Source organism: Mycobacteroides sp. H003, from assembly GCF_001440135.1.
GTDB lineage: Bacteria > Actinomycetota > Actinomycetes > Mycobacteriales > Mycobacteriaceae > Mycobacterium > Mycobacterium gwanakae.
This window is the reverse complement of sequence record NZ_LJYL01000024.1, coordinates 72,130-97,673: the sequence shown is the minus strand read 5'-3', so window position 1 is coordinate 97,673 and position 25,544 is coordinate 72,130. Positions and strand designations below refer to the sequence as shown.

26 protein-coding genes and 1 tRNA gene are annotated in these 25,544 nt (G+C 64.6%); 7 read left to right on the top strand and 20 right to left on the bottom strand.

What is annotated here, in order from left to right; all coding sequences use genetic code 11:
* Positions 1-93: 93 nt before the first annotated feature.
* Positions 94-1,416 (top strand): hypothetical protein, encoded by a 1,323-nt coding sequence (locus AOT87_RS17320; RefSeq protein WP_057968415.1) that lies wholly within the window; start codon positions 94-96, stop codon positions 1,414-1,416.
* 2 nt (positions 1,417-1,418) lie between these two features.
* On the opposite strand, the gene AOT87_RS29390 is transcribed toward AOT87_RS17320, so the two are convergent.
* The 13 genes from AOT87_RS29390 to pheS form a co-directional block, all read right to left on the bottom strand.
* A complete protein-coding gene (locus AOT87_RS29390; protein WP_070940596.1) occupies positions 1,419-1,994 on the bottom strand; it encodes a hypothetical protein in 576 nt (191 codons plus the stop codon).
* Positions 1,995-1,999: 5 nt separating this feature from the next.
* Positions 2,000-2,626, bottom strand: a complete 627-nt coding sequence (locus tag AOT87_RS17310; RefSeq protein WP_057968390.1) for a hypothetical protein — start codon at positions 2,624-2,626, stop codon at positions 2,000-2,002.
* Positions 2,623-3,396 (bottom strand): hypothetical protein, encoded by a 774-nt coding sequence (locus AOT87_RS17305; protein WP_057968389.1) that lies wholly within the window; start codon positions 3,394-3,396, stop codon positions 2,623-2,625. The genes AOT87_RS17310 and AOT87_RS17305 overlap by 4 nt, the downstream gene beginning before the upstream one ends.
* A 9-nt stretch (positions 3,397-3,405) precedes the next feature.
* Positions 3,406-4,815 (bottom strand): argininosuccinate lyase, encoded by a 1,410-nt coding sequence (gene argH / locus AOT87_RS17300; RefSeq protein WP_030098039.1) that lies wholly within the window; start codon positions 4,813-4,815, stop codon positions 3,406-3,408.
* A complete protein-coding gene (locus AOT87_RS17295) occupies positions 4,812-6,020 on the bottom strand; it encodes an argininosuccinate synthase (protein WP_030098040.1) in 1,209 nt (402 codons plus the stop codon). The genes argH and AOT87_RS17295 overlap by 4 nt, the downstream gene beginning before the upstream one ends.
* 12 nt (positions 6,021-6,032) lie before the next feature.
* Entirely contained in the window at positions 6,033-6,521 is a 489-nt protein-coding gene (locus AOT87_RS17290) for an arginine repressor (protein ID WP_030098041.1), read from the bottom strand.
* Positions 6,518-7,447 carry an ornithine carbamoyltransferase gene (gene argF / locus AOT87_RS17285; protein ID WP_030098042.1) on the bottom strand — a complete coding sequence of 310 codons (930 nt, stop codon included), beginning with the start codon at positions 7,445-7,447 and terminating at the stop codon, positions 6,518-6,520. The genes AOT87_RS17290 and argF overlap by 4 nt, the downstream gene beginning before the upstream one ends.
* Positions 7,444-8,634, bottom strand: a complete 1,191-nt coding sequence (locus AOT87_RS17280; RefSeq protein WP_030098043.1) for an acetylornithine transaminase — start codon at positions 8,632-8,634, stop codon at positions 7,444-7,446. Before AOT87_RS17280 ends, argF begins: the two co-directional genes overlap by 4 nt.
* Positions 8,631-9,500, bottom strand: a complete 870-nt coding sequence (gene argB, locus AOT87_RS17275; RefSeq protein ID WP_030098044.1) for an acetylglutamate kinase — start codon at positions 9,498-9,500, stop codon at positions 8,631-8,633. The genes AOT87_RS17280 and argB overlap by 4 nt, the downstream gene beginning before the upstream one ends.
* Positions 9,497-10,705 (bottom strand): bifunctional glutamate N-acetyltransferase/amino-acid acetyltransferase ArgJ, encoded by a 1,209-nt coding sequence (gene argJ, locus AOT87_RS17270; protein WP_030098045.1) that lies wholly within the window; start codon positions 10,703-10,705, stop codon positions 9,497-9,499. Before argJ ends, argB begins: the two co-directional genes overlap by 4 nt.
* Positions 10,702-11,745 (bottom strand): N-acetyl-gamma-glutamyl-phosphate reductase, encoded by a 1,044-nt coding sequence (gene argC, locus AOT87_RS17265; RefSeq protein WP_030098046.1) that lies wholly within the window; start codon positions 11,743-11,745, stop codon positions 10,702-10,704. Before argC ends, argJ begins: the two co-directional genes overlap by 4 nt.
* Positions 11,746-12,005: 260 nt before the next feature.
* Complete coding sequence (gene pheT / locus AOT87_RS17260; RefSeq protein ID WP_057968388.1) at positions 12,006-14,480, bottom strand: phenylalanine--tRNA ligase subunit beta; 2,475 nt, start codon at positions 14,478-14,480, stop codon at positions 12,006-12,008.
* Complete coding sequence (gene pheS, locus AOT87_RS17255; RefSeq protein ID WP_101312246.1) at positions 14,480-15,535, bottom strand: phenylalanine--tRNA ligase subunit alpha; 1,056 nt, start codon at positions 15,533-15,535, stop codon at positions 14,480-14,482. Before pheS ends, pheT begins: the two co-directional genes overlap by 1 nt.
* Positions 15,536-15,618: 83 nt before the next feature.
* Here pheS and AOT87_RS17250 point away from each other — a divergent pair, with 83 nt between their 5' ends.
* Genes AOT87_RS17250 through AOT87_RS17240 form a run of 3 tightly spaced genes read left to right on the top strand, consistent with a single transcriptional unit; the run spans position 15,619 to position 18,075 of the window.
* The gene (locus tag AOT87_RS17250; RefSeq protein WP_232785720.1) at positions 15,619-16,044 is read left to right on the top strand and encodes a DUF6653 family protein; all 426 of its coding nucleotides are present in this window, start codon (positions 15,619-15,621) and stop codon (positions 16,042-16,044) included.
* 49 nt (positions 16,045-16,093) lie between these two features.
* On the top strand, positions 16,094-17,575 hold the full coding sequence (locus tag AOT87_RS17245) for an Ada metal-binding domain-containing protein (protein ID WP_057968387.1): 1,482 nt from the start codon (positions 16,094-16,096) through the stop codon (positions 17,573-17,575).
* Positions 17,572-18,075 carry a methylated-DNA--[protein]-cysteine S-methyltransferase gene (locus AOT87_RS17240; protein ID WP_057968386.1) on the top strand — a complete coding sequence of 168 codons (504 nt, stop codon included), beginning with the start codon at positions 17,572-17,574 and terminating at the stop codon, positions 18,073-18,075. Before AOT87_RS17245 ends, AOT87_RS17240 begins: the two co-directional genes overlap by 4 nt.
* Here AOT87_RS17240 and AOT87_RS17235 read toward each other — a convergent pair.
* Complete coding sequence (locus tag AOT87_RS17235; RefSeq protein ID WP_057968385.1) at positions 18,032-18,802, bottom strand: rhomboid-like protein; 771 nt, start codon at positions 18,800-18,802, stop codon at positions 18,032-18,034. The two genes, AOT87_RS17240 and AOT87_RS17235, sit on opposite strands and share 44 nt — an antisense overlap.
* An 18-nt stretch (positions 18,803-18,820) precedes the next feature.
* On the bottom strand, positions 18,821-19,819 hold the full coding sequence (locus AOT87_RS17230) for an adenylate/guanylate cyclase domain-containing protein (RefSeq protein ID WP_057968384.1): 999 nt from the start codon (positions 19,817-19,819) through the stop codon (positions 18,821-18,823).
* 300 nt (positions 19,820-20,119) lie between these two features.
* Here AOT87_RS17230 and AOT87_RS17225 point away from each other — a divergent pair, with 300 nt between their 5' ends.
* The 3 genes from AOT87_RS17225 (at position 20,120) to AOT87_RS17215 (ending at position 22,822) form a co-directional block, all read left to right on the top strand.
* On the top strand, positions 20,120-21,175 hold the full coding sequence (locus AOT87_RS17225; protein ID WP_234796474.1) for an oxygenase MpaB family protein: 1,056 nt from the start codon (positions 20,120-20,122) through the stop codon (positions 21,173-21,175).
* 482 nt (positions 21,176-21,657) lie between these two features.
* Complete coding sequence (locus AOT87_RS17220; RefSeq protein WP_044105784.1) at positions 21,658-22,260, top strand: MspA family porin; 603 nt, start codon at positions 21,658-21,660, stop codon at positions 22,258-22,260.
* 10 nt (positions 22,261-22,270) lie between these two features.
* Positions 22,271-22,822 carry a hypothetical protein gene (locus AOT87_RS17215; RefSeq protein WP_057968383.1) on the top strand — a complete coding sequence of 184 codons (552 nt, stop codon included), beginning with the start codon at positions 22,271-22,273 and terminating at the stop codon, positions 22,820-22,822.
* Positions 22,823-22,897: 75 nt separating this feature from the next.
* On the opposite strand, the gene AOT87_RS17210 is transcribed toward AOT87_RS17215, so the two are convergent.
* The 5 genes from AOT87_RS17210 to rpmI form a co-directional block, all read right to left on the bottom strand.
* Positions 22,898-22,971: transfer RNA gene (locus AOT87_RS17210), tRNA-Cys, on the bottom strand.
* Positions 22,972-23,041: 70 nt separating this feature from the next.
* On the bottom strand, positions 23,042-23,998 hold the full coding sequence (locus tag AOT87_RS17205) for an oxidoreductase (protein ID WP_057968382.1): 957 nt from the start codon (positions 23,996-23,998) through the stop codon (positions 23,042-23,044).
* A gap of 66 nt (positions 23,999-24,064) precedes the next feature.
* Positions 24,065-24,817, bottom strand: a complete 753-nt coding sequence (locus AOT87_RS17200) for an RNA methyltransferase (RefSeq protein WP_057968381.1) — start codon at positions 24,815-24,817, stop codon at positions 24,065-24,067.
* Between the two features lie 32 nt (positions 24,818-24,849).
* Positions 24,850-25,239 (bottom strand): 50S ribosomal protein L20, encoded by a 390-nt coding sequence (rplT, locus tag AOT87_RS17195; protein WP_005088930.1) that lies wholly within the window; start codon positions 25,237-25,239, stop codon positions 24,850-24,852.
* Between the two features lie 72 nt (positions 25,240-25,311).
* Complete coding sequence (rpmI, locus tag AOT87_RS17190; RefSeq protein ID WP_030098059.1) at positions 25,312-25,506, bottom strand: 50S ribosomal protein L35; 195 nt, start codon at positions 25,504-25,506, stop codon at positions 25,312-25,314.
* Positions 25,507-25,544 lie beyond the last annotated feature (38 nt).

Genomic DNA, 25,544 nt, shown 5'->3' with positions numbered 1-25,544 from the left:
TCCCAGCCACCGGATCGGAAGCGACGCCGTGATACGAGGCTCTACGATGGCGCGGTGGGGAATCTGTTGCTGCGACCGCTGCGTCTCTGGGTGATGTACCTGCCTCAACTGGCCGCTTGCTATCTGCTGGGCCTGTTGGGGCGCAACATCGTCATCGAGCTGGCGGCCAAATATGCGTGGAACAACTATCTCGTGGTCGACCTACTGATGCCCTTCGCGGGTCTGGCCCGGCTGGGGTCGATCATCGCGATGTTCCTGGTCCTGCGCTCGGCGATTCCGGTGTTGGCGGCCATGCCCAGGATCTCCCTGCGCAATGTCGACATATTCGCCAATGTTGTACTGCCGTTCTTTGTTATCTACCTGGCGTGGAAGATGTTCCAGGACGACTGGCTGACCTACGAGCAGAAGGCGATGTGGCACCGCGTGGGCGCCCACATGACGACCGGCACCAAGGTGGTCAACTTGGGGGATGTTCCTGTGACGAATTACGTCTGGGTACTGATCGCCGGTGCATTTGCACTACGGCTCGTGTTGAACCTCAAATTCATCAAGAACAGGCTGCCCGGGTGGTTTGTTTTCATCAGGGTGTACCTGGATGCCTTGTGGGTCTTCCTGGTGTTGTCCTTCTCCGCCAGCAAGGGCGTGAACTTCTTCCTGAGCCCATCGGCCTGGTTCAAGGAACGCCGCATCGTGGTCTGGTTTGACGAAATGCGCAGCGAACTGTTCTCGCATTTTCGCCCTTTGGAGGTTCTCTGGGGCTTTGTTAGTGACGCGTGGCATATCGTCTGGGGAGCAGCGGCCGTACCCCTGATCTGGCTGGCTATCGCTGGCATCATTTATGGCTCGTCCAGTAACGCCAGCTGGCGGGGAGTGCTTCGGCGGCTGGCGGGTATTGACAGCCAGGTGGTGGCCGACAGACTCGCACCCACCCGGGATCAGGTCCAGCGTCGGGTGACTAGCAGGGTGTCCGAGCAGACCAGGGGTAAGGCCAAGGATTGGCTCCTATCGCAGTTCGGCAGCGCTAAACCTATTGTCGATTCGGCGCGCCTGGTGTTGCACGGAGGACTAGTCCTGCTGTCTGGCTATGTACTGGTGTATCTCTGCTTGGCATGGCTGGACATGTCCGACAGTTTCCTCACCACGCAAATGCAGGTTGGCGGATACCTGACCCGTGGTTTTGCCTGGATGTTGGGCCCACATCCGCTGTCGTTCTGGAATGGCGTCGCGCCTGTATTGACGGCGATTTCAGGTGTTCTTGTTTCCTCCCTGAGGGTATGCGTCATCGCATCTGTCTTCGCCCATTGCGTCGAAAAGGCAGAGGCGGAAGCGGCGGCGCTACATGACAACGAGGTTGTCGACTACCCAGCCGACTCGGAAGACGCTCTCTCGGCAAATCCCGTTGTCGCCGATCGGTAGAACTAAGACAGCTCAAATCTGACCAAGATTTGGGCACCGCCGCCTACGGGGTTCACCAGGTCGACAGCGGTCATGGTCACATCGTCGGGCACCAGGAAGCTGAACTGAAGGTTTCCCGGTTTGTCGCAGTGATCGACGACACCGTCTGGGGGCGTCACCGTATACAACAGGAACGGAGCCTCCGGCCACTGATGCTCACCGTCAGTGATTCTTCCGTCACAGAAGAAGTTCTGAGGAACGGGGCCAGAGCGTTCTATCGTGACCACCGCCAGTTCCGCCCCTTTCGGAATGACCCCATTGGCTCCGCGCGGGGCTTTGCCGAGGTGCTTCACTCCGGCGAGGCGCCACGTCTGTCCGTATGCTTCCCCGGACTGCCCGGTCGCAATCACATGGAGTGGGACCACACTCGCTCGATAGTCCCGCCACGAATCACGGAACGAGACAGCCCATACCCCGGAGAACACCGCGATGACAATCACTCCCGCGACGGCATTGCGAAACCACAGGCGCGAACGTAACGGCAGTTGGTCCGAGGCGTGCTCGCGTCGGTGCCGCGGGGCATCGGTGCTGGTTTGCATTTCGCTCATTGCTTGCCCACCACCGTTTTGGGAAGCGCGATAACGGACGCCCGGGGTGCATGCTCGTTGTCGAGCGGAATATCGATCACGAGCCGTGAATCCCATTTGTACTTTCCGGCGGCGTAGAAAATGTACAACTTCGCTGAGCGAGCATCTTCAAGCACACTTGAGCTGACCTCGAAAACAAAAACGCCAGTTTCGGGGATCAGCGGAGTCAGACGTGCACCCAGTAACGTGGATCCCTCAAGTCGGCTGTCAGGTGTGTAGCCCTTATCGCCGAGCGCCAGTATCGCGTCAGCCTGTGAGGCCTCCGTCATTGATGTGATGGTGAGTTTGACGACGACCCATTGACCGGCGGACTTGATGTTTCGCTGACGCGGAGAAAAGCCGGTGTGTTTGACGACTGGCCCGATCCCGACCTTGGTCACCGTAGCCGAGAACAACCGGCCGGTTACCGAACTTCCCATCGTGCCGTGAACATCAAAGGCATTTTGAGTCTCGGCGGCTGAAGGAAGGCGATTCCAGACGTAGACGGAGGCAGAAAGTAAAACAGCCACCACCGCAGCCGTCACGGATACGCGCAGAAGCGGCGAGGAGGCCCGGAAAGGCAAGAGTTTCTTCGGGAAGTTCACGAAGACACCTCCACAGGCACACTGGTTGTTGCGCTCTTGCCGTCATCAACCCAGCCCTCGCCATAGAGCACCAGGCCACGGCTAAATTTCCGGTATGGCACCTGAACCGACACCGTGGATCCGGGTGGTACGGCGGCAGAAGGGACGCTCCACACCACTGCCACCTTCTCGGTGATATCAGGTTGCAGCCCGACCAAAAAGCTGCCGTCTTCGATCCGGAGAGTCACGGCGCGCTGGCCCTGGAACTGAGAAATGTCTTGTACATCGGGCACATTCGGCAGGGAAAACTGGCTGCTGACCACGTCGACGCGATCGGAGTTGTTGGTGACCTCCGCAAGGACCGCAAGATACATGCGTCCCGGCTTCTCTTTTGCGATCACCGCTCCACCGCCGACGATTTCCGATCGCAGAACGGCCTTTTGCACAGTGATGGTGAACTCACCATTGTCGAAAGGCTTGCCAAGATCGAATGTCTGCGGAGTCTTGTCCACGGCGTCCAAGCCACCGAATCCGGCGGTCGTCACAATCGCGAGCACTGTGACCACATGCCACATCTGCACGAACTCAAGGTCGTTCCACCACGTACGGACCCAATCGATGGTCCGACCGATCACACCATGTGGTGCCGACCGCGTTGGGCTCTCCTCGATCGCGACGCCGGCCTGCGGCGGTTCAGTGCCCACCGGGCGGCGCCACGCCGCGTTCGGGTCGTCCGGTATATCTCCCCCCGGACCGGGGCCCGACCAAGTCGGGTCCGGCTCACCGTCCATGCCTGGATGTTAGCGGCTCTGACCGCGCAGCACGTTCAGACGGGCCAGCACCAGTTCGCGCTGCTCAGCAACGCGCTCCGGTGCGGTGCCCCCGCGCGCGTTGCGGGAACCGACCGATCCGGCGGTGGTCAGTACGGCACGCACCTCACCGGTCAACGCGGGGTGAATGGCGGCGAGTTCAGCGTCGGTGAGGTCCTCCAGACCGGCCCCGCGGGCCTCGGCGACACGAACCGCCTCCCCTGCCGCCTCATGCGCGACGCGGAACGGTACGCCCTGACGCACCATCCATTCGGCCAGGTCGGTGGCCAGGGTGAACCCCGCCGGGGCGAGGGCCGCCATGCGCTCGGTGCGGAACCGCAGTGTCGCGACCAGGCCGGCCATCGCGGGCAGCAGGAGTTCCAGCTGCGCCACCGAATCGAAGAGCGGTTCCTTGTCCTCCTGCAGATCACGGTTGTAGGCCAGCGGCTGGGCCTTCAAGGTGGCGAGGAGGCCGGTGAGGTTTCCGATCAGGCGCCCCGATTTACCGCGGGCCAGCTCGGCGATATCAGGATTCTTCTTCTGCGGCATGATTGAGCTACCGGTAGACCAGGAATCGTCGAGTTCGGCATAGCCGAATTCTGTTGTGCTCCAGAGAATGATGTCCTCGGAGAGGCGCGACAGATCGACGGCGATCATGGCGAAGACGAAGGCGGCCTCGGCCGCGAAATCGCGGGCCGATGTCGCATCGATCGAATTATCCGTGGCCGCAGTGAATCCCAGATCCAACGCGATGGTGTCCGGGTCCAGGCCTAGCGAGGATCCCGCCAGTGCGCCAGCCCCGTAGGGTGAGACGGCCGTACGCCGGTCCCAGTCGACGAGTCGGTCCACATCACGCAGCAGTGGCTGTGCGTGCGCGAGCAGATGGTGTGCCAGCAGCACCGGTTGCGCGGCCTGCAGATGAGTCTTGCCCGGCATGATCGCCTCGGGATGTGCACCGGCCTGATCGGCCAGGGCCTGCACCACGTCGAGCACGCCGTCGGACACCCGCCCGGCCGCATCGCGCAGCCACATCCGAAACAGCGTGGCCACCTGATCATTTCGGGAGCGACCGGCGCGCAGACGACCACCCACATCGGCTCCGACACGTTCGATGAGTCCGCGTTCGAGAGCGCCGTGCACATCCTCGTCGGTGTCGGCAGGCACGAACTGTCCCGAAGCGACGTCCCGGTCCAGCTGTTGCAGCCCGTCCACCAAGGCCGACAGTTGCTCATCGGTCAGCAGGTCGGCCTTGCGCAACACCCGGGCATGTGCGATCGATGCCCGAATGTCGTACGGCGCCAGCACCCAATCGAAATGAGTTGACTTGCTCAGTGCTGCCAGCGCGGGCGCGGGCCCGCCGGCGAACCGGCCACCCCACAGCGATCCCTCGTTGGTGCTCACTTGCCCGACAGGTCCCGCTGTGCGGAGATCTTCGACGACAGGCCGTGGATGTGCACGAATCCCTTGGCACTCGACTGATCGAAGCTGTCGCCCTCGTCGTAGGTGGCCAGGTTGAAGTCGTACAGAGACTCGGCGCTGCGGCGGCCGTTCACCGCGATGTTTCCACCATGGAGCACCAGTCGAATGTCACCGGAAACATGCTGCTGGGTGTCCGCGACAAATGCCTCCAGTGAGCGCTTCAGCGGCGAGTACCAGAGGCCGTCGTACACCAGCTCGGCCCATTTCTGGTCGGTGTGCCGCTTGTACCGGCCAAGCTCACGCTCCAGGGTGACGTGCTCGAGCTCCTCGTGCGCGGTGATGAGGACCATCGCGCCTGGCGCTTCGTAGATTTCACGGCTCTTGATGCCGACCAATCGATCCTCGACGACATCGAGACGGCCCACACCCTGCGCCCCGGCACGCCGGTTGAGCTCCACGATGGCTTCCAACACGGTGACCGGGTTGCCGTCGATCGCGGTGGGCACACCCTTGTCGAAGGTGATGATCAGCTCGTCGGGTGCGCCCCAGTTGAGGGTCGGGTCCTCGGTATAGTCGTACACGTCCTTGGTCGGGGCATTCCAAAGGTCTTCCAGGAAACCGGTTTCCACCGCACGGCCCCACACGTTCTGGTCGATGGAGAACGGCGACTTCTTCGTCACGTTGATCGGGATCTCGTTCTCGGCGGCGAACGCAATGGCCTTCTCGCGGGTCCAGGCATAGTCGCGGACCGGAGCGAGCACCTCCAGATCCGGTGCCAGCGAGGCAAATCCGACTTCGAAACGCACCTGATCGTTGCCCTTGCCGGTGCAGCCGTGCGCCACGATCCCGCCGCCATGCTCGCGGGCGGCGGCCACCAGATGCTTGACGATCAACGGACGGCTGATCGCCGACACCAGCGGATAACGATCCATGTACAGCGCGTTGGACTGCACGGTCGGCAAGCAGTACTCGTCGGCGAACTCATCGCGGGCATCGACGACAACCGCCTCGACGGCGCCACAGTCGAGGGCACGCTGACGCACCACCTCCATGTCCTCGCCGCCCTGGCCGAGGTCGATGGCAACCGCCACCACCTCGCGGCCGGTTTCCTTGCCGATCCAGCTGATCGCTACCGAGGTGTCGAGCCCGCCCGAGTAGGCCAGGATTACGCGGTCACTGCTAGTCATGTCTTCTCTCTCTTAAGCAAGCTGTTCGAATTGTGCGGCGAGCTGGGCTCCGGTCAAGGGTTCGCGGGCGATCACCGCAATGGTGTCATCCCCCGCGATGGTCCCGACAACGTCGGGCAATGCGGCGCGATCAATCGCGCTGGCGAGATAGTGCGCGGCACCCGGCGGCGTGCGCAGTACCGCGAGATTACCGCTGGCGTCGGTGGATACCAGCAGCTCCCCCAGCAACCGGGAGAGCCGGTCGGTGCCTCCGGACACTCCACGCACCGGACTGCCGTCCTCGGGCACCACGTACACCCCCACCCCGCCGTCGGCAGCGCGAAGTTTCACGGCGCCGAGCTCGTCGAGATCCCGGGACAAGGTGGCCTGCGTGGTTTCGATGCCCTCGGCCGCCAGCAGCGCGGCCAGCTCACCCTGGCTGCGCACCGACTGGGTCGACAGCAGCGCCACGATGCGCGCCTGCCGGCCCGCCCGGGTATCGGCGGCGTGTGAGGCTGTCATCGTCGCTGCTCCAGCAGCCACACCAGCAACGCCTTCTGGGCATGCAAACGGTTCTCGGCCTCATCCCATACGGCGCTACGGGGGCCGTCGATCACCTCATCGGTGATCTCCTCGCCGCGATGTGCGGGAAGGCAGTGCAGGACAATGGCTTCTGAATCCGCCAGCCCGAGCAGATCCTCGTTCACCTGGAACGACCGGAAAGGCCGCACCCTGTCGAGGCCGTCGTTCTCCTGTCCCATCGAGGTCCACGCATCGGTGACGAGGACGTCGGCACCGGTGGAAGCGGTTCGCGGGTCAGCGGTCACGGTGACGGACGCACCGGTGTGCGCGGCGATCCGCTCGGCTTCGGCGACGTACTTACCATGCGGTGCAAACCCATTGGGCGCCGCAATCGTCACGTGGATGCCTGCCGTGACGCCACCGACCATCAGTGAGTGCGCCATGTTGTTCGCGCCGTCACCCAGGTACGTCAGACGAAGCCCGGTCAGCGAGCCCTTGCGTTCGGCCAGCGTCTGCAGATCGGCGAGGACCTGGCACGGATGAAAATCATCCGACAGGGCGTTCACGATCGGCACTGTGGATCCGGAGGCCATGGCGGTGAGGCGTTCCTGCGCGTAGGTACGCCACACGATGGCTTCCACGTAGCGGGACAGCACCTGCCCGGTGTCTTCGAGGGTCTCCTCGCGCCCCAACTGAGTGGTGCGGCTGTCGACCACCACCGCGTGTCCACCCAGCTGTGCGATACCCATCTCGAAGGAGAAGCGCGTGCGGGTCGAGTTCTTCTCGAAGATTACGGCGACCCCGTGGGGGCCTTCAAGCGGTCGACGCGAGAACGGCGCCTTCTTGAGTTCGGCTGCCAGCGTGAGGACCTCGGCCTGCTCGGCGGGTGAGAGGTCGTCATCCCTCAGAAAGTGACGGATACTCATGCCTGCTCCTGTTCTGCGGCGGTGTCGAGGATTCCCGGTAATGAGGTGACAAACTCCTCGATCTGTTCGTCGGTGATGATCAGTGGTGGCGCCAGGCGTAGCACCTCGGGCGCGGCGGCGTTGAGCAGGAACCCGGCATCGCGTGCCGCCGCTTCCGCGGCCTTGGCACGCTGCTCGTTCAGGACGATGCCCAGGAGCAGACCGGCGCCGCGTACCCGCGCGACCAGCGGATGGTTCAACCCTTCGATGGCATGGCTCAACGACTTCCCGGCCGCGGCAGCGTGATCGACGAGGTTCTGCTCATCGAGAACCCGCAGGACCGCCAGGGCTGCCGCGGCACAGACCGGATTGCCTCCGAACGTGCTGCCGTGCAGTCCCGGAGTGAGCAGCTCTGCGGCAGCTCCGGTCGCGATACAGGCACCGATCGGCAGACCGCCGCCAAGCCCCTTGGCCAGGGTGACCACATCGGGGGTTATTCCCACCTGTTGGTGTGCGAAAAATGTTCCGGTGCGTCCGATTCCGGTTTGTACCTCATCGAGCACCAGCAGCGCGCCGTGGCGCGCGGTGATCTCACGCACCCCGGCGAGATAGCCCTCTGGTGGAACCACCACCCCACCTTCGCCCATGATCGGTTCCAGGAAGACGGCTGCGGTGTCACCGTCGACAACCGACTCGATGGCGGCGAGATCGCCGTACGGTACATGAACAACCCCCGCCGGCAACGGCTCAAACGGCGCCTGCTTGGCCGGCTGGCCGGTGAGCGCCAGCGATCCCATGGTGCGGCCGTGGAAGGCACCTTCGGCCGCTACGACCTTGGTGCGCCCGGTAAGCCGGGTCAGCTTGAACGCGGCCTCGTTGGCTTCGGTGCCGGAATTGCAGAGGAACACCCTGCCCGGAACTCCCAGCCGTGCGACGAGCGCCTCGGAGAGCTCGAGGCCGGGGCCCGTCGCATACAGATTCGAGGTGTGGCCGAGTGTCGAGAGTTGGTGCGTGACGGCATCGATGACGGCCTGGTTGCGGTGACCCAAGACGTTGACGGCGATGCCGCCCAACAGATCCAGGTACCGCTTGCCGTCCACATCGGTGACGACGGCCCCGTCTCCCTCGGCGAGGACGACCGGCGGTGTGCCGTAGTTGTTCATCATGACGTGTTCCCAGCGCTGCTGGGTCTCGCTGGTGTTGCTCATGATTGGCTCCTGACAAGTGTCCCGACGCCCTCGTCGGTGAATAGCTCGACCAATACGCAATGCTCGACGCGCCCGTCGATGATGTGGGCGCTGGGCACCCCGCCGTCCACCGCCCGCAGACATGCCTCGACCTTGGGAATCATGCCCGATTCCAGCCTGGGCAGGAGCCCGCGCAGATCCTCGGCGGCGATAGCGGTCACCAGCGATCCCCGATCCGGCCAGTCGGTGTAAAGGCCCTCGATATCGGTGAGCATCAGGAGACGCTCGGCGCCAAGGGCTTCGGCGAGTGCGCCGGCGGCGGTGTCGGCGTTGAGGTTGTGCACCACGCCATCCGCATCGGGGGCAAGGGTAGATACCACCGGGATACGTCCGGCATCGATCAGGTCAAGGATCGCTTCCGGGTTCACCTGTGCCACATCGCCGACCAACCCGATATCGGTCTCGACGCCATCTACGGTCGCGGTACGGCGCACGGCCGTGAACAGCTGCGCATCCTCGCCCGTGATCCCCACCGCGTACGGCCCGTGGCTGTTGATCAACCCGACAAGCTCACGGCCAACCTGACCGAAGAGCACCATTCGCGCGATGTCCAGCACTTCCGGTGTGGTGACCCGGAAGCCACCCTTGAACTCTCCGGAAACACCAAGCTTTTTCAGCATCGAGGTGATCTGCGGGCCGCCGCCGTGCACGACGACGGGGTGGATGCCGCAGTTGCGCAGGAACACCATGTCTTCGGCGAAGGCGTTCTTGAGCGCATCGTCAGTCATGGCGTTGCCGCCGTACTTGATCACGACGATGGCGCCATGCAGCTTCTTGAGCCATGGCAGCGCCTCGGCGAGCACGCGCGCCTTCTTGGGAGCCTTCATGAGCTGTACGCCGAATTCTCTTCGACGTAGGCATGCGAAAGATCGGTGGTCCGGATGGTCGCCCGCTGATCCCCCGCGCCGAGGTCGATGAGTACCTCGACGTCCGGCCCGGACAGATCGATATCACGAGCGCCCGGAGCGCCGGTGCAGTTGGCGCATACCAGGTTTCCGTTGAATGACACCGTGACGCGATCCGGGTCGAGGTCTATCGGGGCCATTCCGACCGCGGCGAGCACTCGGCCCCAGTTGGGGTCGGAGCCGAACAGCGCGGTCTTGACAAGGCTGTCGCGCGCCACCGTCCGGGCGGCGGCCACCGCGTCGTCCTCGGTGACCGCTCCGGTGACGGTGATCAGGATCCGTTTGGTGACACCCTCGGCATCGGACTGCAGCTGCGCGGCCAGGTCATCGCAGACCCGTGCTACCGCGGCAGCGAATTCCTCTGCGTCAGGAGTGATCTCGCTTGCCCCGGAGGCCAGCAGCAGCACGGTGTCGTTGGTGGAACAGCTGCCGTCGACGTCGAGCCGGTCGAAGGTGCGCGCGGTAGCCGCCCTCAACGCGGAATCCAACTGCGCGGCGGGCACTGCGGCGTCGGTCGTGATGACCACAAGCATGGTGGCCAGGGAGGGCGCCAACATGCCCGCGCCCTTGGCCATGCCGCCCACCGTCCAGCCGCCCTTATGATGCAGCGCAACCTCTTTCGGCACGGTGTCGGTGGTCATGATGGCGTGCGCGGCGTCGGTGCCACCGCCCAGGCCACCCGCCAGCTCGTGCACGATTTCCTGCACCCCGGCCAGCACCTTGTCCATGGGCAACCGGTCGCCGATGAGTCCGGTGGAGCACACAGCCACCTCGACGGCCCCGGTCTCGGTGCCCCAGTCGCTGAGCGTCTTGGCGACCTCCTCCGCGGTGGCGTGGCTGTCCTGGAATCCGACCGGCCCGGTGCATGCATTCGCTCCACCGGAGTTGAGAATGACGGCGCGCAGCCGTCCCGTGGTGAGAACCTGCTGCGACCAGAGCACGGGCGCGGCCTTGACCTTGTTGCGGGTGAACACCCCCGCCGCGGCGTAGTCGGGCCCCTCGTTGAAGACCAGGGCAAGATCCGGCTTGCCTGAGACCTTGATTCCGGCGGCGATTCCGGCCGCTTTGAAGCCGGCGGGCGCGGTGACGCCCTGCGTCCGAACTAACGGCGAGTTGTTCTCGGTCATGGTGCTACCCCCACGATGGATAGGCCGTCGCCCTCGGGCCAGCCGAGTGCGAGGTTCATGGATTGAATCGCGGCTCCTGCGGTGCCCTTCACCAGGTTGTCGATCGCCGCGATCGCCACCAGCACGCCCGCGTCGGGGTCGACGGCCAGCCCGATGTGCGCGGCGTTGCTCCCGGATACCGCCTTGGTGGTGGGCAACTGCCCCTCGGGAAGCACGTGGATGAACGGCTCATCGCGGTATGCCTCCTGATATGCGTCCCGGATCTCGGCCAGGGTCGCACTGGTTGGCGCCGTACACGTGGCGAGGATGCCGCGGGGCATGGGGATGAGTACGGGCGTGAAGGAGACGGTGACCGGCTTGCCCGACGGATGATTCAGCCCCTGAGCGATCTCCGGAGTGTGCCGATGCGCGCCGGCGATGTTGTAGGCGCGAGCCGATCCCATGACCTCGGAGGCCAGCAGGTCGGCCTTGGGGGCGCGTCCGGCGCCCGTGGTGCCACTCACCGCGACCACGGTGACCGTCGGATCCACGAGTCCTGCGGTGACCGCAGGAGATAACGCCAAAAGTGCTGCCGTCGGATAGCAGCCCGGAACCGCTACACGCTTGGTGCCGTGCAGGGCCGCACGTGCACCGGAAAGCTCTGGTAAGCCATACGGCCAGCTCCCCGCATGTTTCGAGCCGTAGTAACGCTGCCATGCGGCGGCATCGGTCAGCCGGAAGTCGGCGCCACAGTCGATGATGAGGGTCTGCGGCCCCAGCTCGTCGGCAATCTTGGCCGAAGACCCGTGCGGCAATGCCAGGAACACCACGTCATGCCCCCGCAACAGCTTGGGATCGGTGGGCTGTAGTTTGTGGTCAGCCAACGGCGTCAGATTCGGGTGATGCTCGATGAGGCTGCTGCCGGCGTTCGAACCAGCCGTCAGCACCCCGATGCGCAAGCGGCCCGCGGCGTATGCCGGATGTGCGAGCAGCAGGCGCAGAATCTCACCGCCGGCATATCCGCTGGCACCGGCGACCGCGACCGAGAACCCAGTAGTCATAGCCGCAATTCTGTATCATTATGCAGTCAAGCGCAAATATATTCGATCGGTCTTTGTGGACACGCGGTCAACCTCAACTTGAGCTAAACGGTGTGATGCCCCGTTCCCACGGTTACGGTGGAGGTAGCTGGCGAAATAGCGCCGGCAGTTGATAACGAGCGAGAACGAGAAGGGAGCCTTCCATGTCGGATCGTGCCGATCGTCAGCGCCAGGAGCAGCACCGCGAGCAGGCTGACCAGCGCCGAGGACAGTAAGACCTGCTAGGTGCGTTGGGTTGCTCCAACGCGCTCGGCCGCAGAGGCCACCGCCGTTATCCGTGCGGCGGTGGCCTCGTCTTCTGTCAGGGTGCGGTCGGTTGCCCGGAAACGCAGCCGGAAGTTCAACGATTTGTTGCCTTCGCCCACCTGCGGCCCGGTGTAAACCTCAACCAGGCGCACCTCTTCGATCAACTCACCCGCCCCGGCGCGCAACGCCTCGGTGACCGCATCGGCGGGCACTGTTTCGGCGACCACCAGCGAAACGTCCTGAAAAACTGCCGGGAACGGCGAGATCTGCGGCGCGGGAAGCGGATTGGTGATGGGAAGCGCATCGAGGCTCAGCTCCAGGGCACATGTGCGTTTGGGCAGCCCGAGCCGTTCGATAACCGCCGGGTGCAATTCGCCGGCATGCCCGACAACCTGGCCATCGGCCACAATCTCCGCGCACCGCCCCGGATGCCACGGCAATTCACTGCCGGCCCGCAGCGACAGGTCCACATAGGCGGCCCGCCCGATTATCCGGGCAGCTTCCAGCACGTCGGTGACATCGGCGGCGCGCCCGCGCCCCCACGGCCCATTCGGCTCGCGCGCCCCCGTCAGCACAAGTGCCACATGGACGGGCTGCGCGGGCAGAGACTCAAACAATGCACTGAGCTCGGCCTCGGAGGGGCGATCCGTCACGTCGAGCAACGGGATCGCCCGGGTCGTCTCGGTTGGCCGGACAACCTGACCGATAGTGAACAACGCGACGTCGACGGTTCCGCGAGAAATATTGCGCGACAACGCCTCAAGCACCCCAGGTAAGAGCGTGCTGGCCAGTTCGGGGCGATCGGATTCCAGCGGGTTGAGAACCTTTGTGGTACGTCGGCGCGGATCGTCCTGATCCAGGCCCCACGCGTCGAACACACCGGCAGGCAGGAAGGGCATCGGCAGGATCTCGGTGTATCCGCTGAGCGCCAAGGACTTCCCCACCGCACGGCGACGGCGTTGCGGCGCGGTGAGGCCACCGCCTTGTGGTGCCGCGGGCAGAATCGACGGGATATCTTCCAGTCCTTCGAGTCGCAGCACCTCCTCCACCAGGTCCGCACCCTCGGTGATGTCCGGACGCCAGCTCGGCGGTGTGACCCGCAGGGTGTCGCCATCCACCGCCACCTCGGCACCGATCTGCCGGAGGCGGTGTTCCACCACCCCGTCGGCGTAGTCGATCCCGGCAATGCGCGCGGGCAGGTCGGTGGCCATGACAATCTCTGATCGAGCCTGGCCGTCGGCCGACCAATCGGTGAGTTCGGCGGGCGTGCTGCCGCCTGCTATGTCACGCAGTAGAGACGCACAACGATCCAGCGCGGCAACGGATATCGCGGGATCCACGGAACGCTCGTAGCGACGTCCCGCCTCGCTGTGCAGGTGTAGCCGACGCTGGGTACGCAGTACTGCGGCCGGATCCCATACCGCGGCTTCGAGGAGCACGTCAGTGGAGTCTTCGCGCATCTCGGTACTTCCGGCGCCCATGACACCGCCGATGGCGGTCACACCGGCATCGTCGGCGATCAGAACGTCGCCGGGTTCAAGCTTGCGTTGCACATCGTCGAGGGTGATAACCGTCTCGCCGGGTGTCGCGAATCGCACCCGGAAATCCCCGCTGATCCGCGCCTTGTCATGCGCGTGCATGGGATGCCCGATCTCGAGCATCACGTAGTTGGTGGCGTCCACCGCAGGCGATATGGCCCGGATTCCACAGAGCATCAGCCGTCGCTGCAGCCACCACGGCGACACCGCCGCCGGATCGATGCCGATCACCGGGCGCAACCCGAAGCGTTTGACCCCAGTACCGGCGTCGATATGTACCGGCAGCGAGGGCTTGTCGGCCGGGAGCGACTCTACCGCAGCTGGATCGGCGAAATCCAGGTCGTACGCACAAGCCAGATCGCGGGCCAGCCCGCGAACGGACAGGCAGTATCCGCGATCCGGAGTGATCGACAGATCGAAGATGACATCGTCCAGCCCGACCACCTCGGCTGCGTCGGCACCGGGATCGGCGGTTCCCGGCGGTAGCACCAGAATGCCCGACGAGTCCGAGCCGAGACCCAGCTCGGTCGTCGAGCAGATCATCCCGTCGGAGGTGTGTCCGTAGGTCTTTCGTGTCGCGATGGTGAAGTCGCCGGGCAGCGTGACGCCCGGGAGTGCCACCACCACGAGGTCGTTGACGGCGAAATTCGATGCACCACAGACAATCTCACGAGGTTCGGCTTCGCCTACGTCCACCAGGCAAAACCGGATCGGCTTTTTGAAGTCGGTGAGTTCGGTGATCTGGGCGACGCGCCCGATCACCAGCGGTCCGGTAACCGGACCGGGAACGATTACCTCTTCCACTTCGTGACCGATGCGGATCAGCGTTTCCTCGATACTCGCCGGGGTGGCGGCGAACTCCGGAGCACCGACACGCAGGACCTCGATAAGCCAGCTGTAGGGAATACGCATCAGGCACTCACCCCGAACGGGAGGCTGAAGCGTACGTCGCCTTCGATCATGTCGCGCATGTCGGGCAGCCCGTTGCGGAACTGCAAGGTTCGTTCCAGCCCCATACCAAACGCGAAGCCGCTGTATTTTTCGGGATCAATACCACTGGCCCGCAGCACATTCGGATTTACCATGCCGCAGCCTCCCCATTCAACCCAGCCGGCCCCGCCCTTCTTGTTCTCGAACCAGACGTCCACCTCGGCGGAGGGTTCGGTGAACGGGAAGAAGTGCGGCCGCATCCGGGTGTGTGCCTGTGCCCCGAACATGGCCCGTGCGAAGGCGTCGAGCGTGCCCTTGAGGTTGGCCAGGGTCAGTCCGCGATCCACGGCGAGCCCCTCCACCTGATGGAAGGCGGGCAGGTGCGTCGCATCGATTTCATCGGTGCGGAAGGCGCGCCCCAGCGAGATCACGTAGACGGGCAGCTCGCGCGCCAACAGGGTACGGACCTGAACCGGTGAGGTGTGCGTGCGCAACACCTGTCGCGACTCCTCGGGGGCGATGTAGAAGGTGTCCTGTGTGCTGCGAGCCGGGTGGTCGGGCAAGAAGTTGAGGGCATCGAAGTTGAAGTGTTCGGTCTCCACCTCGGGGCCGTCCGCCACCTCCCACCCCATCGCTACGAAGGTGTCCGCAATGTGTTCGGACAGGATGGTGATCGGGTGGCGCGCTCCGATCGTCTGGCGCGTCGACGGCAGGGTCACATCGACACGCTCCGCGACCAGTACGGCGGCATCACGTTCGGCGCGCAGTGCCTCCAACCGGATGTCGTACGCCTGTTGCGCCTGGGTGCGTACGGCGTTGACAAGCTTTCCGGCCTCAGCCCGTTGCTCCTTCGGCAGCGCGCCCAGCGACTGTCGCGCGAGCGCCAGCGGCGACTTCTCCCCCAGGTGGTCAACCTTTGCCTGCGCGAGGGCATCCAGGTCACCGGCGCCGTCAAAGGCCGCGCGAGCAGCATCAACGGCGCTCGTCAGAGCTCTCTCTGATGGTTCCACTGAAGGGTCCTGCGAGTGATCGGCCACGGATGCCGATCATAGGGTAAGGCGGGTTAACCACCGTGCGGTCATGCCCGGCGGGCACCACCGCACCGCCTAGTGTTGAGCGGGTGAATGGCGAAGCAGTGCGCCGCTGGATCTTCGAAAGACATTGCCATCCGATCAGTGCGTGGTCCCGTTGGGCAACGACACCGCTGTTGCTCGTTCCGGTATGGACCCGGCGATGGCGTTGGGCGGTCCCCATCGCTGCGTGGCTCGCCATCAACCCGGTGGTGACCCCGCCGCCCCGGGACAACAACTCCTTTGCCACTCGTGCCATACGCGGTGAGGAGATCTGGATGACCAGACCTACGTCGGATACTGCCCTCACCGTGTTGGGCATTGTCGGCGGCACCGCGCTGATCTCGGCATTGATAGCCGCCTGGCGGCGTTCAGGGACCGGGGCGACGGCAGGTACCGCACTGTCGATGACGATCACGCTGCTGGCCTGGCGGCGCTACGCCCACATCTGGGAGGCAAATCAGTCCGGACGATAATGTCCGATTTCCGCTAGCGCTGCGGTGGGACCGCGGGCATGCTCGAAGCATGGAACTTGACGCGGAGGCCTGTTACCGGGCCGTGCAGTCCCGTGACACACGATTCGACGGCCAGTTCTATACGGCCGTTCGCACCACCGGCATCTACTGCCGGCCGTCCTGCCCGGCCATCACCCCGAAGCGCCAGAATGTCTCGTTCCATCCCACCGCCGCCTCGGCGCAGGCCGAGGGCTATCGAGCCTGCCGACGGTGCCTGCCGGACGCGGCACCCGGATCGCCATTGTGGAATATCAAGTCCGACTTAGCTGTTCGAGCGATGCGTCTTATTGGCGACGGCGTGGTCGAGCGCGATGGCGTGGATGGTTTGGCCCGTGCCCTCGGGTACTCGAGCCGTCAGCTCAACAGGGTTCTACTCGCCGAGCTCGGCGCAAGCCCGCTGGCCCTGGCGCGCGCCAATCGCGCCACCACCGCACGTCTGCTCATTCAGCGGACCGAACTGGCCATGTCCGACATTGCCTTTGCGGCCGGGTTTTCCAGTATCCGGCAGTTCAACGACACGATCGCCGCGGTGTTCGCGACGACACCGTCGAAACTACGCGCCGAGCTCCCCCGTGCAGCGAGTCTCGCATCGGCACCGATGCCCGGCGGCGTCAGCCTGAAACTTCCTCTGCGGCAGCCCCATAACGTCGCTTGGTCGATCTGGCTGTTGGAGCATCATTGCGCGCGCGGAGTCGAGGATTTTGCCGAGGGACGGTACACCCGAGCACTGAGGATGCCCCACGGTCCCGTCGTTGCGACGCTGACGGTCGACGTCGATCAGGTGCGCGCGGACCTACAGCTCTCCGATATGCGTGACCTCGCGCCCGCGGTGGCCCGCCTGCGCCACCTTCTTGACCTGGATGCCGACCCTGCGGCAGTGGATGACGCACTGCTGTCTCACCCAGCGCTGGCCCCACTTGTCGCCGAGGCTCCCGGCATCCGGGTGCCGGGGACAGTCGACGGGTCAGAGCTGCTGTTGCGCACCATGATCGGGCAGCAGATCTCGGTATCCGCGGCCAATACCGCTACGGCACACCTCGTTGCCGAACTCGGCGAGGAGGTGGCCGACACGACCGGGCGGGTGACACGTCTGTTTCCCACCCCCGAGGCGGTCGCCGCCGCCGGTACGGAGGTAATGGCGGGACCTGCGGCACGGATCTCCGCGATCGTCGGGGCCGCCGACAGGCTCGCGACCGGCAAGCTGGAGTTGCATCACGGCATGAACGCCGCCGACATGCGCCGGCAACTATTGGAGATCAAGGGAATCGGACCTTGGACCGCTGACTACGTGGTGATGCGTCAACTCGCCGATCCAGACGTTCTCCTCGAGCACGATCTGGTGCTGCGCCGCGGCGCAGCAGCAGAGGGCATAGACCTCGCAGCTGCCCGCGACTGCTCGCCCTGGCGGTCTTATGTATCTATGCACCTGTGGCGCAAGGGAATCACTGCGCTACCCCGTCCGCGCATTCGCGCACAGAAAGGAATCTCGTGAGCGACTACTCGACTCTCACCACCCCGGTGGGGCCGTTCACCGCTATCGTCGACGGATCGGGGACGGTCCTGGCATCGGGATGGACGGACTCCCCCGAGCTACTGCACGCGTTGATACATCCGACGTTGCGCCCGCGGGAACTGAATCGCAAGCGCGATCTCGGCAAGGTGTCCAAGGCTGTCACCGACTACCACGCAGGCGATCTGACCGCCATCGACTCGATCCCCGTCACCCAGCGTTCCGGGGACTTCCTCATGCACGCCTGGGATGTGCTGCGACAGGTCGATCCCTTAGCGCCCATCACCTACAGCGAGTTCGCCGTGCGCGCCGGACGGCCCGCGGCGGTCCGTGCCGCCGCCAGTGCCTGCGCCCGGAATGCGGCGGCGCTGTTCGTGCCGTGCCACCGGGTGTACCGCATCGGCGGCGCACTGGGAGGCTTCCGCTATGGGCTTCCGATCAAGCGGTGGCTACTTGATCACGAGGCTCCCGCCGGGACCTGACCCATTGACTGATGAGCACCGCGGCTATCGCGGCGGGCACCGCCGCCGCAAGAGTCTGGGCGTCCTCGGAGAACATCATCAGGGCGAATAGTCCACCAAATCCTAAGAGCAGCAATCGGAGTACGGACCAATGCGGTGCGTGCAGGGACAGCGTGTGCGCCGCGAGCATCCCGAGGAGAAATGCCGTGAGATGCCCCACCTCGGTGAACGTCTGATTGCACGCGATGGATACGGCGCCGACGGCGATCCAGCCGGACATCCACGAGCCACGCCAGCGCGGCGGAATCGATGCGGTGAGTGCGCCGACAACAGCGGCTGTCCCGTAGCTCATCCCCACATCGCTGGCCCGCGCGATGGTTATCGGGGCCCAGTGCATCCAGATGGCCAGTGCGGTTCCGACTCCCACGATGAGGGTCGCCCCGATATGACCGAGCACGAAGGTCAGCGCCAAACGCCCACTGTGCCACTGCAGTTCAGCCAGGGCAAGGATGCAGATCAGGCCGGGAAGCCACAGGTAGATTGGTCCGGCGTCGGTCACAAAGGCACTGCCGATGAGGGTGCCCAGGCGTCCCTGGTGCAGATTGTGCAGATTGGTGCTCGCATGAGCGATCACCCGGTCTTGCATCCGCGGCCCCTCGACCACCAGCACGGTGGCGACTGCTACCAGCGCAACCGCGTAACCGATGGTGACCCGCAGCCGGACAAGCGCGGCCCAGACTCTCCGCATGATCCATGATCGCACCGTCTAGATGCGACCGTCGTCCCCAGCGGCTGGCAGTTCCCTGCGAGTTTCGAGTAGGTACATCTTCATGTTCTCGGGCACACCGGCCGGCCTGCTGGAGAACAGCGGACGCCGCACGGGCGTGGGCGTGAGTCCCAGGTGATCAAGAAGCACCAGCGGCACCTTGGCCAGAGCCGGTTGCGAGATCGCCAGACCACCCTTCGCGGCGCTCTCCATGACGCGGGCGGCGATGTTCACATCGACTCCGAGCCAGTCCGATCCGATGCGCTGAGGCGTTCCGGTGTGGATCCCAATCCGCATATGCGGCGTATACCCCTGTATTTCAACGTTTTTCAATGCGTCGCGGGCAGGAATGACGGCTTGTAGGGCCGTGATCGGATCATCGAAAACGGCCATGATGCCGTCGCCCATGCGCTTGACCACCTGCCCCCCGGCATTGAGCATGGGAGGTTCGGCGACCGATGCCACGCGACGCAGCAGTTTCAGCGTTGCCTCGTCACCGGCCTCCAGTGCCCACGCGGAGAATCCGACGAGATCGGTGAAGACCAGGGTGACCTCGCGATTCGCCGGCTGCTTGCTGACCTTCTCGGTGAAGGCCTGCCAGATCTGCAGTGCGCCGAACCCGAACTCACGGAATGCGGTGTCTCTGTCGGTCACCAATCGGTCAGCCGCGCGCGCCACCGCACTCGCCCCACCAAAACCGCTGGTGGACAGGGGGTCGCCGAAATACGGGTCACCGGGCAGCGAACGCCGGGCACGGCGCACCGCCGCGACGACCGTGGGATCCCGATCCATCTTGCGGAACCAGCTCCCGGCTCGGGCGATATGGCGAGAGGCCGGCTCGGCGGGATCGGAATTCTGCGCTGCCGCGGCCGCATCGGGCGACTCCGCGGCGAGGTCATGCCGCGCAGACCCACTGGTGCGGCCTCGCCTGCGCTTACGGATTCCCGAGTTGTGCTCACGGTCCGGTTCGGCATCGAGGCCTGACGGCTCGACATCCACGGCATCAGCCTATGTGCTGGGGTGTGCGGCGGCAATCTCGTCGTTGCCAGTGTCGCCGCCTTCGCGCCGGTTCGGGTCCTTCTCCTCAACCGCCTGGTGGATACCGGTCGGCGCTGGTAGCGGCCGCATGGAGCTTCGGACACGGTTGGCAAACGGTTCTCAACACCGCTGAGATGCTCGTGGACAACGCCGGTTGTCACCCATATCGTGCGTGATAGGCGCCACATAGGAGGGTCAACGATGACATCCGCCACTGCTGATCGCCGCGCTCGGCGATCCACTTGCAAAGGCCCGTCGCGCGTGAGGCCCGCGGCCGAACCACGGCATGAAGTCGATCTGGACGGCCCACCGCAACCGTTGGGCCCAGATTCGCTGACATGGAAGTACTTTGCGGATCTGCGGACCGGACTCCTTGGCGTGTGGATCGGATCAATCCAGAACATGTATCCGGAATTGGGCGCCGGAGTCCAGGATCACTCGATCCTGTTGCGTGAGCCCCTGCAGCGCGTGACGCGCTCGGTCTTTCCCATCATGGGCGTGGTCTACGACGGTGATCGCGCCGCGGACACCGGGCGCCAGATTCGGGGCTATCACGACACCATCAAGGGCGTCGACAGCAAGGGGCGTCGCTACCACGCACTGAATCCCGAAACCTTCTACTGGGCCCACGCCACCTTCTTCATGCTCATCATCAACACCGCCGAATACTTCTGCGGAGGCCTCACCGAGGCCGAGAAACGGCAGCTGTTTGCCGAGCATGTCCAGTGGTATCGGATGTACGGCATGAGCATGCGGCCCGTGCCCAACTCCTGGGAGGAGCTCCAGCAGTACTGGACGCGGGTCTGCGACGAAGAACTGGAGATCAATCGCGCGACGATGGACATCTTCCACATTCAGATCCCCAAACCGAAGTACGTACTGCTACCGGACTTCCTCTGGCAGCAGATGTGGGCACCGGCCCGCGCATTTCAGAACTGGGTGGCCGCCGGGGTGTTCAGTTCCTCGGTGCGCGAGAAGGCCGGAATGCGCTGGACTCCTGGCGATGAGGTACTCCTGCGAGTGTTCGGAAAAGCAGTGCAGTTGGCATTCAGTCCATTGCCCGACGACATCCGCCTGCATCCACGCGCCGTGTCGGCGTACAAGCGCGCTCAGGGCCGCCTGCCCGCGGACGCGCCGTTGGTCGAGGCACCCAAGATCACCGCTCCGCCCAGGGATAGACGCGGGCTGCCCATGCATTACGTACCGCCATCGACCGAGACGAGGTCCCTGACCTCCCGTGCTGGCAAGCTACTGCACTCCGCCTTCTCATTGGCGTCGCCGCCGTGGGCGCTACGGGGCCGCCGCGAGGTCGCGTAACAGCTGTTTACGCAGCTTTTACAGGGCGGCACTATGGCGTAGGCCACATTTTTCGGGTTGCAATTCCTGTCGTCTGATAGACGAAACAGGATCGTCCGGACAACGGGTTTACCCTGCGGTGGACGTACCGACACATGGTGTTCACCAGGCGATTAGCCCAGCACACCAACCTATTCGGACAACGTGTCTTTTGTAGGTTGCCAGCATCCAGCAAAACTCCATCAACTCACGGCGAGCAGAAGCCGTTAGTGAGCCGCCTTGTCCCACAAGGCGATTCCTGTGAGCCACCTGTGAGTTTTGATCAGCGGCAGGGTTTGCGCAGGCGTATCTTTCCGTCAGCTCAGATAACGGATTCATCACTCCGACCGGTAATCGACGGCGCCGCAGTAGCTCCCAAACTCAGGTACAGGTTCACCACCATTTACATCCGCAAGGGGAAACGAGGCATTCAGATGGCAGTACGTAAGCGAGTGGGCGCCGTCATGGCGTTGGTCACCGCGATCTGTACCTTGGCAACGGCTCCGGCCCACGCCGATCCCGTCACCATGGCGCCACAGACCTATACCAAGGTGAGCCGCGACGGGTGGACCTTGATGATCCGGATCGACCACGAGACCATCAACTCCGTACCCAACCTGGCCGAGGCCTCCAACTCGCGGGAAGCGTTCGTGACCTTCGATGCGACCGCGATCGCCACCGGCGGATCGGCGCCCATCACGGATAGTTTGTTCATCGCCGGATACCAGTTAGGTTGCCAGACAGACGTTTCCAGCGGTCTGCAGATCGGTGGCACCGGCGGCCTCGCGGGGTCTGTGGGCTACAGCGGCGGGCCGTCCGTCGGCGGTTCCGGCGGCCTCGCCGGGTTTGTGCAGACTATCTTGCAGCCCGGTGTCATCACCGATCTCCCCCTGGCCAATATGGCCCTGAGCGATAGCGGCAAGGCCATGCTGGACGTCGACAACCTCCACATCAAGGCCGATGCGTGCGGCGGCGATGTCACCATTCGCTCCTATGTCTATCTGCGGATCTCGACCGCTTCGGCGCATACTGAGTTCGCCATCTACGGCGACCCGATGAAGATCTAGGGAGGTTCTCGTGCCGAAACGAAAGATCGTTGTCACGGTGGCCGGAGTGGCGGGGGCCCTGGCCCTGGGTGGGCTCGCCGCCCCTACGGCCGCCGCCGACCCGCCGGGTATCCCCTTCGTGCCCGGCGTACCCGCGCCATTGCCCGCAACCCCGGGAAGTTATACGTACATCTACAACAACTTCCCAGCGGTCGCGCCGGCCACGGTCGACGCGCGCGGTGTGAAGATCGCCGCCAATGCCGATCCCGCGGCGGGTGCTGCCGGTCTGCCCGGCAGCAAGCTGGGTAACGCCGCCCACCCGGCCAACGTCTTGACCTCGTCCAGTACCCGGTACGGCATCCAGGGGGGCACGACACCGGCCGCCCCGGCCAGCACCACCGGTGTGCAGTTCGGCGCCGGGAACGAGAACCCCGCACTGGAGGATCCACACGGGGCACCGCCGCAGAGTGCGGCCGCGGTCGAGGCGGCCGCCCCGACCGTGATGCCGGGTGCTCCGACGCCTCCGGTTCTGGAGTCCCCCGATGGTCAACCCCCGAAGCCCGCGGAAGAACCCGCCGGCTGATCTCAGTCCTGCCGCAATACCGAAAATGGGCCCCCTGTCGAACAGGGGGCCCATTTTCGGCGTCGTGTGACGACATGGAGCGAGTGACGGGACTCGAACCCGTGTGAACGGCTTTGCAGGCCGGTGCCTAGCCTCTCAGCCACACCCGCGTCGAGCACCGATGATGCCGAACCACGATGCGCGACACGAGTGTTGGACTCAGGCTGATCCCAGTGCGGGCTAGCCGGCGAGGCCGGAGTAGTCCGCGCCGGTGAGTTCTACCGACTTCTCCCACAACCGGGCGGCCAGCTGCGGATCCCGGGCCTCTCTATTGCGCGGAGCACGTTTCACCGGACCGCGCATACCTTGCAGCTGCGTGGGCCCGAGGTAATCGTCGGGCTGCACATCGGGCATCGTCGCCGCGTACAGCTCGCCCTCGGCGCCCTGACGCTCGTCCTGGAGCACAAGACCCATGCCGAAGTAGAAGGCCTTCTGCAGGCCGGGCAGATTCGGGATCATGGAATCGAACAGGTTGGTGGCGGCCACGCCCGGGTGCACGTTGACCGACAACAGTGGGGATCCGGCTGCTGCCGCCTTGCGGGCCAGCTCCGAGCCGAAGAGCATGCATGCGAGTTTCGAAGCCCGGTAGGCGGTCAGCCGGTTGTACGGGCGCCGAGTGAAGTTCAGGTCGTCGACGTCCAGGTTGTTGCGTCCCTGCGCATGCGCGATGCTGCCCAGCGAGATGACTCGTGGTGCGTCGGCCGCGAGCAAGGCGGGCAAGAGCGCATCGGTCAGCACGAAATGGCCGAGATGGTTGACGCCGATCTGCGTCTCGAACCCTTCGGCGGTGCGCCGCAGTGGGATTGCCATCAGACCCGCATTGTTGAGCAACACGTCGACCTTGGGCGCCTGGGTGCGGATCGCGTCCGCGGCAGAGCGCACGGAGGCCAGGCTGGTGAGGTCGAGCTCCACGAGCGCGTGGTCGGCCTTCGGTCCGAGCGCGCGCACCTTATCCAGCGCCGCCCGTCCGGTCTCCTGGTTGCGGCAGGCCAGCACGACGCGGGCGCCGGCGCGGGCCAGCGCCTCGGCGGCGACGAGACCCAGGCCATTGTTCGCGCCGGTGATGACATGTGTCTTACCGGTCTGGTCGGGAACATCCGACTCACGAAAGTGCCTGATCTGCAGGGGTGCGGGCATTAGGTTCCTCGATCCGTGGAAGTTACTAGTACTCGTCGTTACGGCTTTGTCGGATAGTACTGGAGGCTATCGACCGCGATGCATCCGCGCCGTGGCGTAGAGGCAAATCGACGCGGCGCTGGCCAGGTTGAGGCTCTCGGCTCCCCCACGCATCGGGATGTTGATCCGATGTGTGGCCAGGGCTGCCGTCGCGCTGTCGAGTCCGTGCGCCTCGTTGCCGAAGATCCAGGCACAGGGCCCGGCAAGCACCGGATCGGCGTCATCGAGCGACAGCTCGCCATCAAGGGTGGTGGCCAGCACTGCCCCACCGCGTGCGGTGAAGTTCTCGGCGACCACCGCGGCGTCTCCGGCCGGGACGACCGGGACGTTGAAAACGCTGCCCGCCGAAGCCCGCAGGCTCTTGCCGTTGAAGGGGTCAACACTGTTGCCTGCCAGCACGACGGCATCGGCGCCCATCGCATCGGCAACCCTGATCAGAGTGCCCGCATTGCCTGGCTCCGAAACATCAACGGCGACAACGACAAATCGTGGCGAATCGGCCGCGATCTGAGACCACTGCGCCGCGATCGAACGACATTCGGCCACCAGCCCAACGGGAGTCACAGTGTCGGACAGTGCTTTGGCGGCCCGTTCGGTCACCAGACGGACAGGAGCGTCAACCAACAGGCCGGCGAATCGCTCGGTCGCGGCCTCGGTCGCGAAGACGCGTTCTACCGCGCCGGACCGCAGCGCGGCCTCGACCAGGTTGGGACCTTCTGCCAGAAAAAGACCGGCCCGCCGACGGGCGGCGGGCCGGTGCAGTTTGACCGCGTCGATCACTGTCTGTGACCGCTCAGTCAGAGCCGAGTCGCTCAGGCGGCTTCCCCGGCCGGAGCGTTGACATCCTCAGGCAGCGCGGCCTTGGCGACCTCAACCAGCGCGGTGAACGCGCCAGCATCGCTGACGGCCAGCTCGGCGAGGTTCTTACGGTCAACCTCGACGCCCGCGATCTTCAGACCCTGGATGAAGCGGTTGTAGGTGATGTCGTTGGCGCGAGCCGCAGCGTTGATACGCGCGATCCACAGCTTGCGGAACTCACCCTTGCGAGCGCGACGGTCCCGGTATGCGTAGGTCAGCGAGTGCAGCTGCTGCTCCTTGGCCTTCCGGTACAGGCGCGACCGCTGACCGCGGTAGCCCTTGGAGGCCTTCAGGATTGTCCGGCGCTTCTTCTGGGCGTTGACGGCCCTTTTCACGCGTGCCATAAGTATTCCTTATTAGTGATTTCTAGTGATGCAGTGTGGTGCTGTGTACGGGTGTGATCGTGAACGCGGCCGCTAGCCGGTGAGCATCTTCTTGACGCGCTTGGTGTCGTTCTCCGCTACCACGGCGCGGCCGTCGAGACGGCGGGTGCGGGTGGTGGGCTTGTGCTCCAGCAGGTGGCGACGGTTCGCCTTCTGGCGCACGATCTTTCCGCTTCCGGTGGTGCGGAAGCGCTTCGACGCACCGCTGTGGGTCTTGGCCTTAGGCATCTTGGTAGTCCTTATTCTTCAAGGGTTCTCGGTTGTGT

Coding starts and splice junctions, on each gene's coding strand:
- AOT87_RS17320 (WP_057968415.1), top strand. CDS start 94: ATGTACCTGCCTCAACTGGCCGCTTGCTATCTGCTGGGCCTGTTGGGG.
- AOT87_RS29390 (WP_070940596.1), bottom strand. CDS start 1,994: ATGCAAACCAGCACCGATGCCCCGCGGCACCGACGCGAGCACGCCTCG.
- AOT87_RS17305 (WP_057968389.1), bottom strand. CDS start 3,396: ATGGACGGTGAGCCGGACCCGACTTGGTCGGGCCCCGGTCCGGGGGGA.
- AOT87_RS17295 (WP_030098040.1), bottom strand. CDS start 6,020: ATGACTAGCAGTGACCGCGTAATCCTGGCCTACTCGGGCGGGCTCGAC.
- AOT87_RS17290 (WP_030098041.1), bottom strand. CDS start 6,521: ATGACAGCCTCACACGCCGCCGATACCCGGGCGGGCCGGCAGGCGCGC.
- argF (WP_030098042.1), bottom strand. CDS start 7,447: ATGAGTATCCGTCACTTTCTGAGGGATGACGACCTCTCACCCGCCGAG.
- AOT87_RS17280 (WP_030098043.1), bottom strand. CDS start 8,634: ATGAGCAACACCAGCGAGACCCAGCAGCGCTGGGAACACGTCATGATG.
- argB (WP_030098044.1), bottom strand. CDS start 9,500: ATGAAGGCTCCCAAGAAGGCGCGCGTGCTCGCCGAGGCGCTGCCATGG.
- argJ (WP_030098045.1), bottom strand. CDS start 10,705: ATGACCGAGAACAACTCGCCGTTAGTTCGGACGCAGGGCGTCACCGCG.
- argC (WP_030098046.1), bottom strand. CDS start 11,745: ATGACTACTGGGTTCTCGGTCGCGGTCGCCGGTGCCAGCGGATATGCC.
- pheT (WP_057968388.1), bottom strand. CDS start 14,480: ATGCGTATTCCCTACAGCTGGCTTATCGAGGTCCTGCGTGTCGGTGCT.
- AOT87_RS17245 (WP_057968387.1), top strand. CDS start 16,094: ATGGAACTTGACGCGGAGGCCTGTTACCGGGCCGTGCAGTCCCGTGAC.
- AOT87_RS17235 (WP_057968385.1), bottom strand. CDS start 18,802: ATGCGGAGAGTCTGGGCCGCGCTTGTCCGGCTGCGGGTCACCATCGGT.
- AOT87_RS17220 (WP_044105784.1), top strand. CDS start 21,658: ATGGCGTTGGTCACCGCGATCTGTACCTTGGCAACGGCTCCGGCCCAC.
- AOT87_RS17205 (WP_057968382.1), bottom strand. CDS start 23,998: ATGCCCGCACCCCTGCAGATCAGGCACTTTCGTGAGTCGGATGTTCCC.
- rplT (WP_005088930.1), bottom strand. CDS start 25,239: ATGGCACGCGTGAAAAGGGCCGTCAACGCCCAGAAGAAGCGCCGGACA.
- rpmI (WP_030098059.1), bottom strand. CDS start 25,506: ATGCCTAAGGCCAAGACCCACAGCGGTGCGTCGAAGCGCTTCCGCACC.